Genomic DNA, 14326 nt, shown 5'->3' with positions numbered 1-14326 from the left:
CACCGTACTCCCGCTCATCCGCACAGGTGGCACGCGTGAGCGCCCCCGAGTCCGCCGATGCCGTGGCGGATGTGCTTGCCGTCCTGGACGAGGCCGTCCGCACCGGCGAACCGTGCTGCCCGGTGCGCTCGCTCCTGCCCGCAGGGGACATCGGGGCCGCCTACGCCGTACAACGGGCTTACGTCGAGCGCGGCGTCGCGGCCGGCCGGCGGCCGGTGGGCCGCAAGATCGGCCTGACGTCACCCGCTGTCCAGCGTCAGCTCGGCGTGGACCAGCCCGACTTCGGCGCGCTGTTCGCCGACATGGCGGTGCCCGAGGGGCGGCCGATCGAGGCCGACCGGCTGTTGCAGCCGAAGGTCGAGGCCGAGGTGGCCCTGGTGCTGGGCGCGGATCTGCAGCACCGGGACCCGACGGTCGCCGACCTGCTGCGGGCCACCGCCTTCGCACTGCCCGCACTGGAGATCGTCGACAGCCGCATCACAGGGTGGGACATCACCATCGTCGACACCGTCGCCGACAACGCCTCCAGCGGTCTGTTCGTCCTCGGCGGCACCCCCGTACCGCTGGACCGGGTCGACCTGCGTGCCGTACGGATGACGCTGACGAAGAACGGCGAGACGGTCTCACGGGGGACCGGCGCCGACTGTCTGGGCAGCCCGCTCACCGCCGCCCTCTGGCTCGCCTCGACCCTCGCAGGCCTGGGCGATCCGCTGCGTGCCGGCGACGTCGTCCTGACCGGCGCCCTCGGGCCCATGGCTGTCGCCACCGAGGGCGACGAGTTCTCGGCACACATCGAAGGACTCGGCACGGTCTCGACCGTGTTCGCGTCCGCCACCGCGGAAGGAGCGGAAGCATGACCACGAAGGTCGCCGTCATCGGGTCCGGCAACATCGGTACCGACCTGATGATCAAAGTTCTGCGGCTCTCCGACTCCCTGGAGATCGCCGCCATGGCCGGCATCGACCCCACATCGGACGGACTGGCCCGCGCCCGCCGCCTGAAGGTCGCCACCACCCACGAGGGCGTGGACGGCCTGGTGAGGATGGACGAGTTCGCCGAGGTCTCGGTCGTCTTCGACGCCACCTCCGCCGGCGCGCACCGCCGCCACGACGAGGTGCTGCGCTCGCTGGGCCGCACCGTCGTCGACCTCACCCCCGCCGCGCTGGGCCCGTACGTCGTGCCCCCGGTCAACGGCGACGCCCACCTCGACGCGCCGAACGTCAACATGGTGACCTGCGGCGGCCAGGCCACCATCCCCGTCGTCGCCGCCGTCACCGCGGTGACGCCGGTCCACTACGGGGAGATCGTCGCCTCGATCTCCTCCCGCTCGGCCGGTCCCGGCACCCGGGCCAACATCGACGAGTTCACCGAGACCACCTCCGCCGCCATCGAGAAGGTCGGCGGAGCGGCCCGCGGCAAGGCCATCATCGTCCTCAACCCGGCCGAGCCCCCGCTGATCATGCGGGACACCGTGCACTGCCTGGTCGGCGACTGCGACGACGCCGCGGTCACCGCCTCGGTGGAGGAGATGGTCGCCCGCGTCCAGGCCTACGTCCCCGGTTACCGCCTCAAGCAGAAGGTGCAGTTCGACCGGGTCGCCGCCGATGACCCGCTGCGCTCGCTGCTTCCGTCCGGCTCCCGGTCCGGCGGGGCCGCGAAGGTGTCGGTCTTCCTCGAAGTGGAGGGTGCCGCCCACTACTTGCCGGCCTACGCCGGCAACCTCGACATCATGACCTCGGCCGCCCTGCGCACCGCCGAGCGCATGGCCGCACACCGCACCCCGGAGGTGGCATCCCGATGACCACGAGCCCAGCAACCCCTCTGTACGTCCAGGACGTCACCCTCCGGGACGGCATGCACGCCGTCAGGCACCGGTACACCGTGGAGCAGGCCCGCACCATTGCCGGCGCGCTGGACGCTTCCGGCGTCGCTGCGATCGAGATCGCCCATGGCGACGGTCTGGCCGGCTCGAGCATCACCTACGGCGTCGGTGCCCACACCGACTGGGAGTGGATCGAGGCCGTCTGCGATGCCGTGACCCACGCGATCCCCACCACCCTGCTGCTGCCCGGCATCGGCACCCTGCACGAGCTGAAGCAGGCCCACTCCCTCGGTATCCGCTCGGTGCGCGTCGCCACCCACTGCACCGAGGCCGACATCTCCGCCCAGCACATCGCCGCCGCCCGCGAGATGGGCATGGACGTGGCCGGGTTCCTGATGATGTCCCATATGGCCGAGCCCGCCGAACTCGCCCGCCAGGCCAAGCTCATGGAGTCCTACGGCGCCAACTGCGTCTACGTCACCGACTCCGGTGGCCGGCTGACCATGGACGGGGTGCGCGATCGCTTCCGCGCCTACCGTGACGTCCTCGACCCGCGTACCGAGACCGGCATCCACGCCCACCACAACCTCGCTCTCGGCGTCGCCAACACTGTCGTCGCCGTGGAGGAAGGCGCCACCCGCGTGGACGCGTCACTGGCCGGACAGGGCGCAGGCGCCGGTAACTGCCCCCTGGAGGCGTTCGTCGCGGTCGCCGACCTCATGGGCTGGGAACACGGCTGCGACCTGTTCCCGCTGATGGACGCCGCCGACGACATCGTCCGTCCTCTGCAGGACCGTGACGTCCGAGTGGACCGGGAGACCCTCACCCTCGGCTACGCCGGGGTCTACTCCAGCTTCCTGCGCCACGCCGAAGCCGCCGCCGCTCGTCACGGCCTCGATACCCGTGCCGTCCTCGTAGAGGTGGGCCGTCGCAAGATGGTCGGCGGCCAGGAGGACATGATCACCGACATCGCCCTCGACCTCGCCGCGGCCCGTACCGCCTAACAGCCATGATGGTCTGTGCTCGGCCGAACTGATCCAGGGCGGCCGAGCCGATTGCGGGTGTGCCGGCGGGCGGGGGCCTTGACCCCTCCGACCTCGTGAGCGGCAGAACCGCTGGCACACATCCCGAACAGGACAGTCGAACTCAGCCAGGACTGGTCGACAGCTGACGTCTGCACTGGCACTGCTCGGTTACGTCATGTAACTGAGTGTGGCGTGCAGGGAAAGTGGTGACCGGCGGATCGCGTGGCAGCGACGGGGTGGTTGGATGGTCCGGCAGGGCAACCTCTCGGCCACGCTTTTCGAGGTCTGGGGGCGGGCGGAGCAGGGAAAGACGTGGTGTGGCGAACGCCTGACCGGCCCCCGTTCGAGCCGGATCGAGGAGGATGCAGCCGGACGGAAACGTGCTGCTTTGTCCGGCGTTTCGGCATCGTCGCAGGTGAGAGGCGTCACGCTTTTGGGTTCGAGTCCCACCCGCCCCACCACAGCAGAAACGTTGTGACCAGTGGGAACGACGTTGCGACGCTAGCCGGGGCACGTCATGCGCCGCAGGAACGCCGCAGCGACTCGCCGCAGGCTCCTTCGGATGGCTCACGGCATGGCCGGTGAACGCCTGAGCGGTGACATCTCCCGCATCGGTTCCGGCCACCGAACGTACGCCCGTGGCGGCCGTCTTCCGCCCTGTCGCGAGCACGATGAGCTGCCGCCCGCAAATGTTGGTGACATGTCATGGCTATGTACATCATGGACTCATGGTGAGGGGTGACTGGTATGTCTGTGACTCAGGTCGATCTCGATGACGAGGCGCTGGCCGAGGCGATGCGGCCCTGGGAAGGGCACATCGCCGCCGGCGTGTTCCATATCTGCGAGCCCACGAGGGCGGAGTTCCTCTGCTCGGCCACAAGCCCGGCCCATCGGGATGAGTTGGCCGAAGAGTTGGATGATCTCTGCCATCTCTCGCCGGTTCCCAAGACCGCGTGGCGCTGGGTCGACACCGCGCAGTACAAACTCACCCAGCGAGCGCAGCACCGCGCCGCCGGAGCCATCGATCTCCTGGTGTGCGCGACGGCGGTCCAGCACGGTCACACGGTGCTCCATGTGGACAACGACTTCGCCACAGTGGCGGCGGTGCTCAAGGAAGTGCAGCAACGGGACGTACGCGCCTGACCGTTGTCCATCGGCGGTCGTCGCAGGGCGGATCAGGCGGTACGGACGCTTCCAGCGGATGGACACGGCCTGTCGGAACGGAGTCCGGTCGATGACACCACCCGTGTCGCCCAGCCATCAGTCCTCGTTGGGCGCACAGACCGAGTCCGCCGCCTCCCGCGGCCTGGGGTAGCTGAGCTTCCTGACCAGTTCGACCCGGTATCAGGCCGTGCTCCGGGCCGCCGGGACCGGTCGATACCATCCTCCGTGACCGAATCCCTGATCGAGACAACGGACGAGGCCGATGAGCCCGCCCCTCGCTCCCGCATATTCGCCGACCTGACCCCGCTGCGGACGTCCCCCGACTACCGGCGGCTCTGGTTCGGGAACACGGTCTCCTGGGTGGGGCAGGGGATGACGGCGCTCGCCGTCTCGCTCCAGGTGTACGACCTCACCGGGTCCGCCTTCTCCGTCGGGCTGATCGGATTCTGCTCGCTCGTGCCCCTGGTCGTCTTCGGGCTGTACGGCGGGGCCATCGCCGACACCGTCGACCGGCGGAAGCTGGGACTGGCCAGTGCCTTCGGGTCGTTCGTCCTGTCCGTCGGGCTGGTGGCGATCACCGTCGCCGGGGTGGAGCGGGTGGGGCCGCTGTACGTGGTCGTCGCACTCCAGGCCGTCTGCTTCGCGCTCAACTCACCGGCCCGCAGTTCGATGATCGCCCGCCTCCTGCCGGCCGAACAGCTGCCCGCCGCCAACGCGCTGAACTCCATGACCAGCACCACGGGCGCGCTCGTCGGGCCGATGCTCGGCGGGCTCATCGTCGGCTGGTGGGGATACCGGGCCGCGTACGGCATCGACGCAGTCACCTTCACCGCCTCGCTGTACGCGATGTGGCGGCTGCCCTCGATGCTGCCGGACCGGGTGGAGGGCGCCGCCGACGCCGGGAAGCGGGCGTCGGTGATGGACGGCCTGCGGTTCCTGGGCACCAGGCCCAACCTGCGGATGACCTTCTTCACCGACATGTGCGCCATGGTGCTGGCCAGTCCCCGCGCACTGTTCCCCGTCGTGGCCGTCGTCTGGTACGGGGGCGATGCGAAGACCACCGGACTGCTGGTCGCGGCCCCGGCGATGGGGGCGCTGCTGGGCGGGGTGTTCTCCGGCTGGCTGGGGCGGATCCGGCGGCACGGGCTCGCCGTGCTCCTCGCGGTCGCGGGCTGGGGCACCGCCATCGCGGTGTTCGGGCTGACCCGGCAGCTCTGGCTCGGGCTGATCTTCCTGGCGCTCGCGGGGGCGGCCGACACCACCTCGATGGTCTTCCGCAACACCATGCTCCAGGCCGCCGTGCCGGACGAGATGCGGGGGCGGCTCCAGGGCGTGTTCATCGTCGTCGTCGCGGGCGGTCCCCGGCTCGGCGACTTCCTCGCCGGATCGGTCGCCGATCTCGTCTCGCCCGGCGCGGCCGTGACCGGGGGAGGGATCGCCTGCGTGGTCGCCGTGGCGGTGCTGGCCCTGCGGTGGCCCCGGTTCGCGCGGTACGACGCACGCGATCCCGAGGCCTGAAGAAACGGCCAGGGGTCTTCCGTCCGGACCGTTCCGGCCGTTCGGGCCCCGCGCCCGGACCGGGGCCGCGGTCCCGTCAGGCGACGTCCGTGAGCTTCGGCATCTCGCCGCCGGTCGTCGTGCCGTCGATCAGCGAGAACGGTGCGCCCTGCGGGTCGGTCAGCGCCGCGAACCTGCCGAACGGGATGGTCATCGGGCCGAACCGGAGCTTGGCACCGAGTGCCTTGGCCTTCTCCACGGCCGCGTCGCAGTCCGCGACGGTGAAGTACACGTTCATGTACGGCGGCACCTCCGCGGGGAAGTCCTCCGTCATCTTCATCCGGCCGAGCACCGGGTCCGCGCCCAGGTCGTAGAGCGCGAAGTCGATCGTGTCGTCCTCCACGCGCTTCAGCCCGTACCCGAAGACGCCACGGAAGAAGGGGTCCGCCTTCTCCGGGTCCCGGGTGAAGACCTCGCCCCAGCTGTAGGCGCCGGGCACATTGCGCGCACCGAATCCCTCGTGGCTGCCCGCCTGCCAGACCCCGAACGCCGTCCCGCCCGGGTCGCGGGCCAGCACCATCGTGCCGAACTCGCCCACCTGCATGGGTTCCACCAGCACCTCGCCGCCCTGCTCGCGGATCTTCGCGGTGGTGGCCGCGGCGTCCGGCGCGGCGAGATACAGGGTCCAGGCGGCCGGTACCTCATGACCGGGGACGGGCGGCATCAGGGCGGCGACCGCCTTGCCGTCCACGTACGCCTGGGTGTAGTTGCCGAACTCGGGCAGCGAGTCGCCGTAGGTCCAGCCCAGCAGCTCACCGTAGAAGCGTTTCGCACCCTCGATGTCACCGAACGTCGCATCGGCCCAGCACGGAGTGCCCTTTGTCTCTGCGGCCATGATCTGGCCTCTTCTCTTCACTGGATGATTTGCCCCTCCTGTCACGCTATCGACCCATCGCCTCCCGTGCGCGTCGAGCCCGCCCCGGCACCCGGCGGGCCGGGCCGCACGACGGAGCGGGCGACCCCCAGGTCCACCAGGTCCTGCGGACGCAGCCGCAGCTGGTCCGCCGTGGCGTGCACCTGGTCCGGGGAGCGCTTCAGGATCGCCGCCGCGAGCTCCGGGGCGATGACCGAGAAGTAGCTGTCGGCGGTGACATGGGTGTTGTCCGGTGCGGCCAGGGCCAGTGCGCCGCCCGAACCGCCCTCCCCGATCACCAGGGTCGTGACGGGGACCCGGGCGGCCGCGACCGCCGCGAAGGCGTCGGCGATGGCCGCGCCCGCGCCGGCCCGTTCCGCCTCGGCGTCGTTGGCCGCGCCCGGGGTGTCGACCAGGGTGAGGACCGGGACGCCGAGCCGGTCGGCCAGCCTGATCACCCGGGCCGCGGTGCGGTAGCCCGCCGGGCGGGTCGCGGTGCCGCACTGGGCGACGTACGCGACGGGCCGCCCCTCGCGCAGCCCGAACCCGCAGAGCAGCCCGGGGTCCGTGCCCCCGCAGCGGTCCCCGTGGAGCGGGAGCCGCATCCCGAAGTAGGCGTCCAGATATGCCTCGGCGCGCGGCCGCGACGCGGACCGGGCCCGGACCACGGCATCCCAGCCGGTCCGCGGGAGCCCGGTCACGGAGAGCACGGCGGGCACCGGCGCGGGCTGCGGTGCGGGGTCGCGGTGGGCGAGCGCCCGCAACCAGTGGCCCAGAGTGGCGGCCAGTTCCTCCGGCGGGACGATCGCGTCGATCTGGCCGGCCGCCAACTGGCCCTCGGCGGTGTACGCGAGGGGGTCGGCGCCGGGTGGCCGTACCCGGGAACCGGCGAACCCGACCTGGGCCCCCGGCAGCGCCAGGATCACATCGGCGCCCGCGCCCAGGGTCGCCCAGCCGCCGCCGGTCGTCGGGTCGCGCAGGACCGCGAGCTGCGCCGGACCGGCCGCCCGCAGCCGTGCCGACGCACGGGCCACCCGGTGCAGCTGGGTGAGCGCGATCATGCCCTCCTGCATCCGGCTGCCGCCCGTCGCGATCAGCGAGACGAGGGGGAGCCGCCGGGTCACGGCCTCCTCGTACGCCGCCTCCAGCCGGTCCCCGGTGCGCTGCCCGAGCGAGCCGCCGAGGAACCCGAACTCGAACGAGACCAGGACGCAGCGGTGGCCGCCGAGGGTGGCGAGGCCGTGCACGACGGACTCCCGCTCACCGGTGCGGGCGGTGGCCCGCGCCCGGGAGTCCGCGTATCCCGACCAGCCGAGGGGCCCGTCGGCCTCGGTGTCCTCGCGCGGGGCGGTCGACTCGGTGAAGTCGGCGGTGACGGCGGCGATCGCCGCGCGGGCCGACAGCCGGTCAGCCATGGAGCGACCGCTTCATGATCTTGCCCAGGTCGTTGCGCGGCAGCGCGTCCAGGTAGCGGACGGTGCGCGGCCGCTTGTGCGGGGAGAGCTGGGCCGCGACATGGCCGGCGAGCTCGTCGGCCGAGGGCGGGGAGGCGGGGTCGGCCGGCACGACCCAGGCGACGATGCGTTCGCCCAGGTCCGGGTCGGGTTCGCCGGTGACGGCGGCCTCGCGGACCCCTGGGTGCTCCAGGAGGGCGTTCTCGATCTCACCGGCGCCGATCTTGTAGCCGCCGCTCTTGATCAGGTCGGTGGCCTTGCGGCCGACGATCCGTACGTACCCGTCGGGGTCGAGGGTGGCCATGTCCCCGGTACGGAACCAGCCGTCGGCGGTGAGGGCCGCGGCCGTCGCGTCGGGGCGGTTGAGGTAGCCGGTGAACAGGTTCGGGCCGCGCACCTGGATCTCGCCGATGGACGCGGGGTCCGTGAGCGCGCCGCCGTCCTCCTCGACCAGGCGGAGTTCGACGCCGCGCAGCGGGGCGCCGACGGTGCCGGGGCGCGGTTCGCCGTCGGCCCGCACGCCCGTGTTCATGAGCGTCTCCGTCATGCCGTACCGCTCGATGACCCGGCGGCCGGTCGCCGCCGCGATCCGCTCGTGGTCGTGGACCGGCAGCGCGGCCGATCCGGAGACCAGCAGCCGGGCGCCCGCCAGCGCCTTCGCGAGCCCGCCGGACGTGGCGGGGTCGGCAAGCGCTTCCGCGATCCGGTGGTACATCGTCGGCACGCCGAACAGCATCGTGCCGCCCGACTCCAGCTCCCGGGCCACGCCCTCGGTGGAGAACCGGCCGAGATGGCGTACCGAACCGCCCCGCCGCAGCGGACCGAGGACGCCGAGGATCAGTCCGTGCACGTGGAACAGCGGCAGCGCGTGGACGAGGACGTCGTCGCCGGTCCACTGCCAGGCGTCCTCCAGTGCGTCCAGGGTGGCGGCGACGGCCCGGCACGGCAGCACCGCGCCCTTGGGCGGGCCGGTGGTGCCGGAGGTGTACACGATCAGGGCCGGGGACTCGGGGGAGGGCTCGGGGAAGGGGGAGGCGCTCTCCTCGGACACGGCCGGCGTCGCGGGGACCGTGTCCACGTCCACCCGGGGCAACGCGGCCAGCGCGGGCGGCAGTACGTCGCCGGCCGCGGCCAGCACCGCCGAGGGTGCGCTGTCCGCGACGATATGGGTGAGCTCCCGCTCGCCCGTCTTCGGGTTGAGCGGTACGGCGGGCACCCCGGCCCGCAGCGCGGCGACCACCGCGATCACGGTCTCCGGGGCCGGGGCGGCCCAGACCGCGACCCGGCCGGCACCGGCGATCCGGGCCGCGAGCGCATCCGCGGCTGCGGCCAACTGCGCGTAGGTCATGGACTGTTCGCCGAACCGGACGGCTTCGCGGGCAGCCGGCGGACCGGCAGGATCCTGGAGTGCAGGCAAAAGTGGCATCACACTGCGAACCCTAGAAGGGCGAAGCGCTTCCGTCCCCGGAATGTGTCCCGAACCGGCGCCGGATGGCTGTACGGGGCATCCGGCGGGAATTTGGATACGACCTTGACATATTAATTTTGCGTTGCCAGCATGCAAAAAGTTCACTCCGGTAGGGCATCTCGGCGCGGTGGGTAAGAAAGAACCTGGCTGCATCGCCGCTCGCCCGGCAGCACACGCACGTCGCAAAGCGCGACAGCGCCTTGCCTGACAACCCCACGCACCGTCAGGAAGGAAGCGTTCATGCCTCTGTCCCCACCCCTGTGGTCCAGACTCGTCACCGCACTCACCCTCGTCGCCGCCGGCGGCCTCGCCGCGGGCACCGCGGCGGCAGCGCCCGCAGCCCCCACCGCGGTCCACGCGGCGGCCGGCATCCCGGCCGCCGACTACCAGCAGGTCCAACTGGCCCTCGGCGCCGACGAGCTGGGCGAGGCCATGTCCCTGGCCGTCCTGCCGGACCGGTCCGTCGTCCACACCGCCCGGGACGGCACGGTCCGGCTCACCGACGCCTCCGGGGCGACGGGGACCGCCGCCAAGCTCAATGTCTACACGCATGACGAGGAAGGGCTGCAGGGCGTCGCCGCCGATCCGGACTTCGCCACCAACCGCTACCTCTACCTCTATTACTCACCCCCTCTGGACACCCCCGCCGGTGACGCCCCCGTCACCGGGACGGCCGCCGACTTCGAGCCGTGGAAGGGGCACCTCAACCTCTCCCGGTTCACCCTGAGGACAGACGGGACGCTGGACACCGCGAGCGAGAAGGTCGTCCTCGAAGTCCCCAACGACCGCGGCCAGTGCTGCCACGTCGGCGGTGACATCGACTTCGACGCCGCCGGGAACCTCTACCTGACCACCGGCGACGACACCAACCCGTTCGAGTCCGCCGGCTACGCACCGATCGACGAACGCACCGAGCGCAACCCGCAGTTCGACGCTCAGCGCTCCTCCGGGAACACCAACGACCTGCGCGGCAAGCTGCTGCGGATCAAGCCCACCGCCGCCGGCGGCTACACCGTCCCGGCCGGCAACCTCTTCGCCCCCGGCACCGACCGGACCCGGCCGGAGATCTACGCGATGGGCTTCCGCAACCCGTTCCGGATGTCCGTCGACAAGCCGACCGGTGTCGTATACATCGGCGACTACGGCCCCGACGCCGGCACCACCGACGCCGGCCGCGGACCCAGCGGTCAGGTCGAGTTCGACCGCGTCACCGGTCCCGGCAACTTCGGCTGGCCCTACTGCACGGGCACCAACACCGCCTCGGAGACGTACAACGAGTACACCTTCCCGGACGGCCCCTCCGGCGCGAAGTACGACTGCGCGGGCGGCCCGGCCAACAACTCCTTCCGCAACACGGGGCAGCCGACGCTGCCCGCCGTACAGCCCGCCTGGATCAGGTACGCGGGTGACGCGGGCTCCCCGCCCGAGTTCGGCGGCGGCTCCGAATCGCCGATGGCCGGCCCCGTCTACCACTACGACGCGGACCTCGACTCGGCCGTGAAGTTCCCCGCCTCGCTCGACGGCCGCTTCTTCGCCTCCGAGTACGGCCGCCAGTGGATCAAGCCGATCGAGGTGAAGGCCGACGGCTCACCCGGGACGATCGACAGCTTCCCGTGGACCGGGACCCAGGTCATGGACTCCGCGTTCGGCCCGGACGGCGCGCTGTACGTCCTGGACTACGGCACCGGCGCCAACAACCAGGCGCTGTACCGCGTCGAGTACCTGGCGGGCAGCAACCGCTCCCCGGTCGCCAGGGCCGCGGCGGACCGGACCTCGGGCCCGACCCCGCTCGACGTCGCGTTCTCGGCGGCCGGCAGCGCGGACCCCGAGGGCGGGGCACTGAGCTACGCCTGGGACTTCGGTGACGGAGCCACCTCCACCGACGCCGATCCGCACCACACCTACACCACCGCCGGGACCTTCCGGCCGACCCTGACCGTCACCGACCCCGAGGGCCTCACCGGCACCGCCAGCCTCGTCGTGACAGCGGGCAACACCGCCCCCACGGTCACCCTGACCACGCCCGCCGACGGCGGACTCTTCTCCTTCGGCGACTCCGTGCCCTTCACGGTCACCGTCACCGACCCGGAGGACGGCACCGTCGACTGTGCGAAGGTGAAGGTCACCTATCTGCTCGGCCACGACAGCCACCGCCACCAGATCACCTCGAAGAACGGCTGCTCCGGCACCATCGACGTCCCCGTCGACGGTGAGCACGACAGCGCCGCCAACATCTACGGGGTCTTCGACGCCGAGTACACCGACGCCGGCGGGCTCACCACCCACAGCGCCGACATCCTCCAGCCCCGCCACCGGCAGGCCGAGCACTTCGCGGCCCAGTCCGGCATCGAGCCCGCCCAGCACGGTACGGCCGAGGGCGGCACCACCGTCGGCTTCACCGACAACGGCGACTGGATCTCCTTCGAGCCGTACGCCCTGGCCAACGCCACCGGCATCTCGGCCCGGGTCTCCTCCGCCGGTCCCGGCGGCACGCTGGAGGTGCGCGCGGGTTCCCCCACCGGCACCCTGCTCTCCACCCTGACCGTCGCACCCACCGGCGGCTGGGAGACCTTCACCGACGTCTCGGCGGACGTGAGCGGCGCACCCGCCGGCTCCACCGAACTCTTCCTCGTCTTCAAGGGGCCCACGGGCCAGGGGAATCTGTTCGACGTCGACGCCTTCACCTTCGAGACGGAGGGGGTGACCGGCTCATGAGACGCCAACTCTCGCGGCGCGTACGCCATATCGCCTGCGCCGCCGCACTCGCACTCGGAGCCGCGTTCCTGGCCCCCGCCCCGGCCGGCGCAGCCGCGGCGGCCGACCCGTACGACGTGCTCGTCTTCTCCAGGACCGCCGGATTCCGGCACGACTCCATCCCGGCCGGCATCACCGCGATCCAGGAACTGGGCGCGGCGGACGGCTTCGGCGTCACGGTCACCGAGGACGCGAGCGCCTTCACCCCTTCGAGCCTCGCCGGGTACGAGGCGGTCGTCTTCCTCAGCACCACCGGCGACGTCCTGGACTCCGGGCAGCAGGACGCCCTGTCGGCGTACGTCGACGGCGGCGGCGGATTCGTCGGCGTCCACGCGGCCGCCGACACCGAGTACGACTGGCCGGCGTACGAACACCTCGTCGGCGCCTGGTTCAAGAGCCACCCGGCGATCCAGCAGGCGAAGGTCGTCACCGAGGACCACGCCCACCCGGCGACCGCGCACCTCGACGACGACTGGGTCCGTACCGACGAGTGGTACAACTACCGCACCGATCCCCGCGACGACGTCCATGTGCTCCAGAGCCTCGACGAAAGCAGCTACACCGGCGGCGAGATGGGCGGCGACCACCCGATCACCTGGTGCCACCCGCAGCAGCAGGGGCGGTCCTTCTACACCGGTCTCGGCCACACCATCGAGTCGTACAGCGATCCGGACTTCCGTCAACTGCTCCTCGGCGGCATCCAGTACGCGGCCGGCGCGGTGCGGGCCGACTGCGGCTCCGGAACCCCGGACCCCGGTGTCTCCTCCGTGGAGGCGGAGTCGTACACCTCCTCCTCCGGTGTGCAGATCGCCGCGCACGCCGGTGCGGGCGGCGGGGCCACCCTCGGCTACATCGACAACGGCGACTGGGCGGGCTACGCCTCTGTGGAGACGGCCGGGGCCACCTCCTTCACCGCCAAGGTCTCCTCGGCCGGGGCGGGCGGCACCATCGAGGTGCACTCCGGTTCCGCCACCGGACCCCTGCTCGGATCGGTGGACGTCGCCCCGACCGGCGGCTGGGAGACTTTCACGGAGGTGACCGGCGCCCTCACCGCCACCGGTTCCGGCCCGCTGTTCCTCCGGTTCACCGGGGGAGCGGGCTCCCTCTTCGACATCGACAGCTTCACCCTGACCAAGGAGCAGAACGCCAAGGCCACGGGCTCCTCCAACGTCCACCTCTTCTACTACCCGTGGTACGGCACCCCGGAGACGAACGGCAGCTGGCGCCACTGGGAGCAGGGCGGCCACACCCCGCCCGACGACATCGGCGCCGACCTCTACCCGAAGCTCGGCCCGTACGACTCCGGTGACGCCGCCGGGGCCGTCGAACAGCACATGAAGTGGATCGAGCAGTCGGGCGCCGGCGTCATCGTCTACAGCTGGTGGGGACGGGGCGGTTACGAGGACACGCTCGCCCCGAAGGTCCTGGACGCCGCCGCCCGGCACGGGATCAAGGTCGCCTGGCACATCGAACCGTACGGGGGCAGGACGGCGGCCTCCGTGGTCGACGACATCGCCTACCTGAACGACAAGTACGGCGACAGCCCCGCCTACTACCGGGACGCCGAGCACGGCGACCGCCCGGCGTTCTACGTCTTCGAGAGCCTGAGGATCCAGGACTGGTCGGCCCTGGACGCCGTGCGCGACAGCGCCGTCGTCCTCGCCCAGACCACTGACACCACCAAGGTCGCGCACTTCGGCGGGATCTACACCTACGACGGCATCGCCGGTGCCACCGCCCCCGGCTGGCAGCAGGCGGGGGAGTACGCCGAGGCCAACGGCCTGGTCTGGGCGCCCTCGGTGGCCCCCGGCTACATCGACGACCGGGCCGTGCCCGGCAACACCACACCCACCCTGGGCCGGGAGAACGGCGCCTCCTACGACCTGGAGTGGAGCAACGCCCTCGACCCGGCCATCGGCGGATCGCCCTCCTGGGTCTCCGTCACCTCCTTCAACGAATGGCACGAGGGCAGCCCGATCGAGCCCGCGTCGAGCACCCCGCCCGCCGGACACGGCTACCAGACGTACGAAGGGGCGTACGGAAAGACGGGGGCCGCCGCCGAGACGGCCTACCTCGACCGGACGGCGTACTGGGCGGCCCGGTTCGAGCAGCAGCGCACGGCGGCTCGCGCCGCTCGCTGATCGGGTCCACGACGAACGGCGGCGTCCCGGCGGGGACGCCGCCGTTCGTCCGTGACCGCGGACGGAAGCGGGTTACCGGCCCCTCGGC

Annotated in this window: 10 protein-coding genes; 7 read left to right on the top strand and 3 right to left on the bottom strand. The window is 71.7% G+C overall.

Annotated elements, in window-relative coordinates; translation table 11 throughout:
• Nucleotides 1-35 precede the first annotated feature (35 nt).
• The 5 genes from AB0I52_RS14460 (at nt 36) to AB0I52_RS14440 (ending at nt 5529) form a co-directional block, all read left to right on the top strand.
• A complete protein-coding gene (locus AB0I52_RS14460; RefSeq protein ID WP_363072358.1) occupies nt 36-857 on the top strand; it encodes a fumarylacetoacetate hydrolase family protein in 822 nt (273 codons plus the stop codon).
• The gene (locus tag AB0I52_RS14455; RefSeq protein WP_363072355.1) at nt 854-1801 is read left to right on the top strand and encodes an acetaldehyde dehydrogenase (acetylating); all 948 of its coding nucleotides are present in this window, start codon (nt 854-856) and stop codon (nt 1799-1801) included. Before AB0I52_RS14460 ends, AB0I52_RS14455 begins: the two co-directional genes overlap by 4 nt.
• Nucleotides 1798-2826: a 4-hydroxy-2-oxovalerate aldolase gene (dmpG, locus tag AB0I52_RS14450; RefSeq protein ID WP_363072353.1), complete on the top strand. Its 1029-nt coding sequence runs from the start codon at nt 1798-1800 to the stop codon at nt 2824-2826. The genes AB0I52_RS14455 and dmpG overlap by 4 nt, the downstream gene beginning before the upstream one ends.
• Nucleotides 2827-3594: 768 nt before the next feature.
• On the top strand, nt 3595-3990 hold the full coding sequence (locus tag AB0I52_RS14445; protein WP_363072351.1) for a PIN domain-containing protein: 396 nt from the start codon (nt 3595-3597) through the stop codon (nt 3988-3990).
• Between the two features lie 261 nt (nt 3991-4251).
• Nucleotides 4252-5529 (top strand): MFS transporter, encoded by a 1278-nt coding sequence (locus tag AB0I52_RS14440; protein WP_363072525.1) that lies wholly within the window; start codon nt 4252-4254, stop codon nt 5527-5529.
• Between the two features lie 76 nt (nt 5530-5605).
• On the opposite strand, the gene AB0I52_RS14435 is transcribed toward AB0I52_RS14440, so the two are convergent.
• The 3 genes from AB0I52_RS14435 to AB0I52_RS14425 are packed head-to-tail and all read right to left on the bottom strand — an operon-like array spanning nt 5606 to nt 9301.
• A complete protein-coding gene (locus tag AB0I52_RS14435; RefSeq protein ID WP_363072349.1) occupies nt 5606-6403 on the bottom strand; it encodes a VOC family protein in 798 nt (265 codons plus the stop codon).
• A gap of 41 nt (nt 6404-6444) precedes the next feature.
• Nucleotides 6445-7836 (bottom strand): carboxyl transferase domain-containing protein, encoded by a 1392-nt coding sequence (locus tag AB0I52_RS14430; protein ID WP_363072347.1) that lies wholly within the window; start codon nt 7834-7836, stop codon nt 6445-6447.
• Complete coding sequence (locus tag AB0I52_RS14425; protein WP_363072345.1) at nt 7829-9301, bottom strand: acyl-CoA synthetase; 1473 nt, start codon at nt 9299-9301, stop codon at nt 7829-7831. Before AB0I52_RS14425 ends, AB0I52_RS14430 begins: the two co-directional genes overlap by 8 nt.
• A gap of 282 nt (nt 9302-9583) precedes the next feature.
• On the opposite strand from AB0I52_RS14425, the gene AB0I52_RS14420 reads away from it, so the two are divergent.
• Together AB0I52_RS14420 and AB0I52_RS14415 are read left to right on the top strand one after the other, a co-directional pair.
• Nucleotides 9584-12058 carry a carbohydrate-binding protein gene (locus AB0I52_RS14420; protein ID WP_363072343.1) on the top strand — a complete coding sequence of 825 codons (2475 nt, stop codon included), beginning with the start codon at nt 9584-9586 and terminating at the stop codon, nt 12056-12058.
• A complete protein-coding gene (locus tag AB0I52_RS14415) occupies nt 12055-14238 on the top strand; it encodes a ThuA domain-containing protein (protein WP_363072341.1) in 2184 nt (727 codons plus the stop codon). Before AB0I52_RS14420 ends, AB0I52_RS14415 begins: the two co-directional genes overlap by 4 nt.
• Nucleotides 14239-14326 lie beyond the last annotated feature (88 nt).

It is taken from the genome of Streptomyces sp. NPDC050423 (assembly GCF_040655445.1).
Classification (GTDB): domain Bacteria; phylum Actinomycetota; class Actinomycetes; order Streptomycetales; family Streptomycetaceae; genus Streptomyces.
Note: the sequence above shows the minus strand (reverse complement) of the source record. Positions and strands in the feature narration are given on the sequence as shown.

What these genes read in the sequence shown, in the direction of transcription:
- AB0I52_RS14455 (WP_363072355.1), top strand. Translation starts at nt 854, where the DNA reads ATGACCACGAAGGTCGCCGTCATCGGGTCCGGCAACATCGGTACCGAC.
- dmpG (WP_363072353.1), top strand. Translation starts at nt 1,798, where the DNA reads ATGACCACGAGCCCAGCAACCCCTCTGTACGTCCAGGACGTCACCCTC.
- AB0I52_RS14445 (WP_363072351.1), top strand. Translation starts at nt 3,595, where the DNA reads ATGTCTGTGACTCAGGTCGATCTCGATGACGAGGCGCTGGCCGAGGCG.
- AB0I52_RS14435 (WP_363072349.1), bottom strand. Translation starts at nt 6,403, where the DNA reads ATGGCCGCAGAGACAAAGGGCACTCCGTGCTGGGCCGATGCGACGTTC.
- AB0I52_RS14430 (WP_363072347.1), bottom strand. Translation starts at nt 7,836, where the DNA reads ATGGCTGACCGGCTGTCGGCCCGCGCGGCGATCGCCGCCGTCACCGCC.
- AB0I52_RS14425 (WP_363072345.1), bottom strand. Translation starts at nt 9,301, where the DNA reads ATGCCACTTTTGCCTGCACTCCAGGATCCTGCCGGTCCGCCGGCTGCC.
- AB0I52_RS14420 (WP_363072343.1), top strand. Translation starts at nt 9,584, where the DNA reads ATGCCTCTGTCCCCACCCCTGTGGTCCAGACTCGTCACCGCACTCACC.
- AB0I52_RS14415 (WP_363072341.1), top strand. Translation starts at nt 12,055, where the DNA reads ATGAGACGCCAACTCTCGCGGCGCGTACGCCATATCGCCTGCGCCGCC.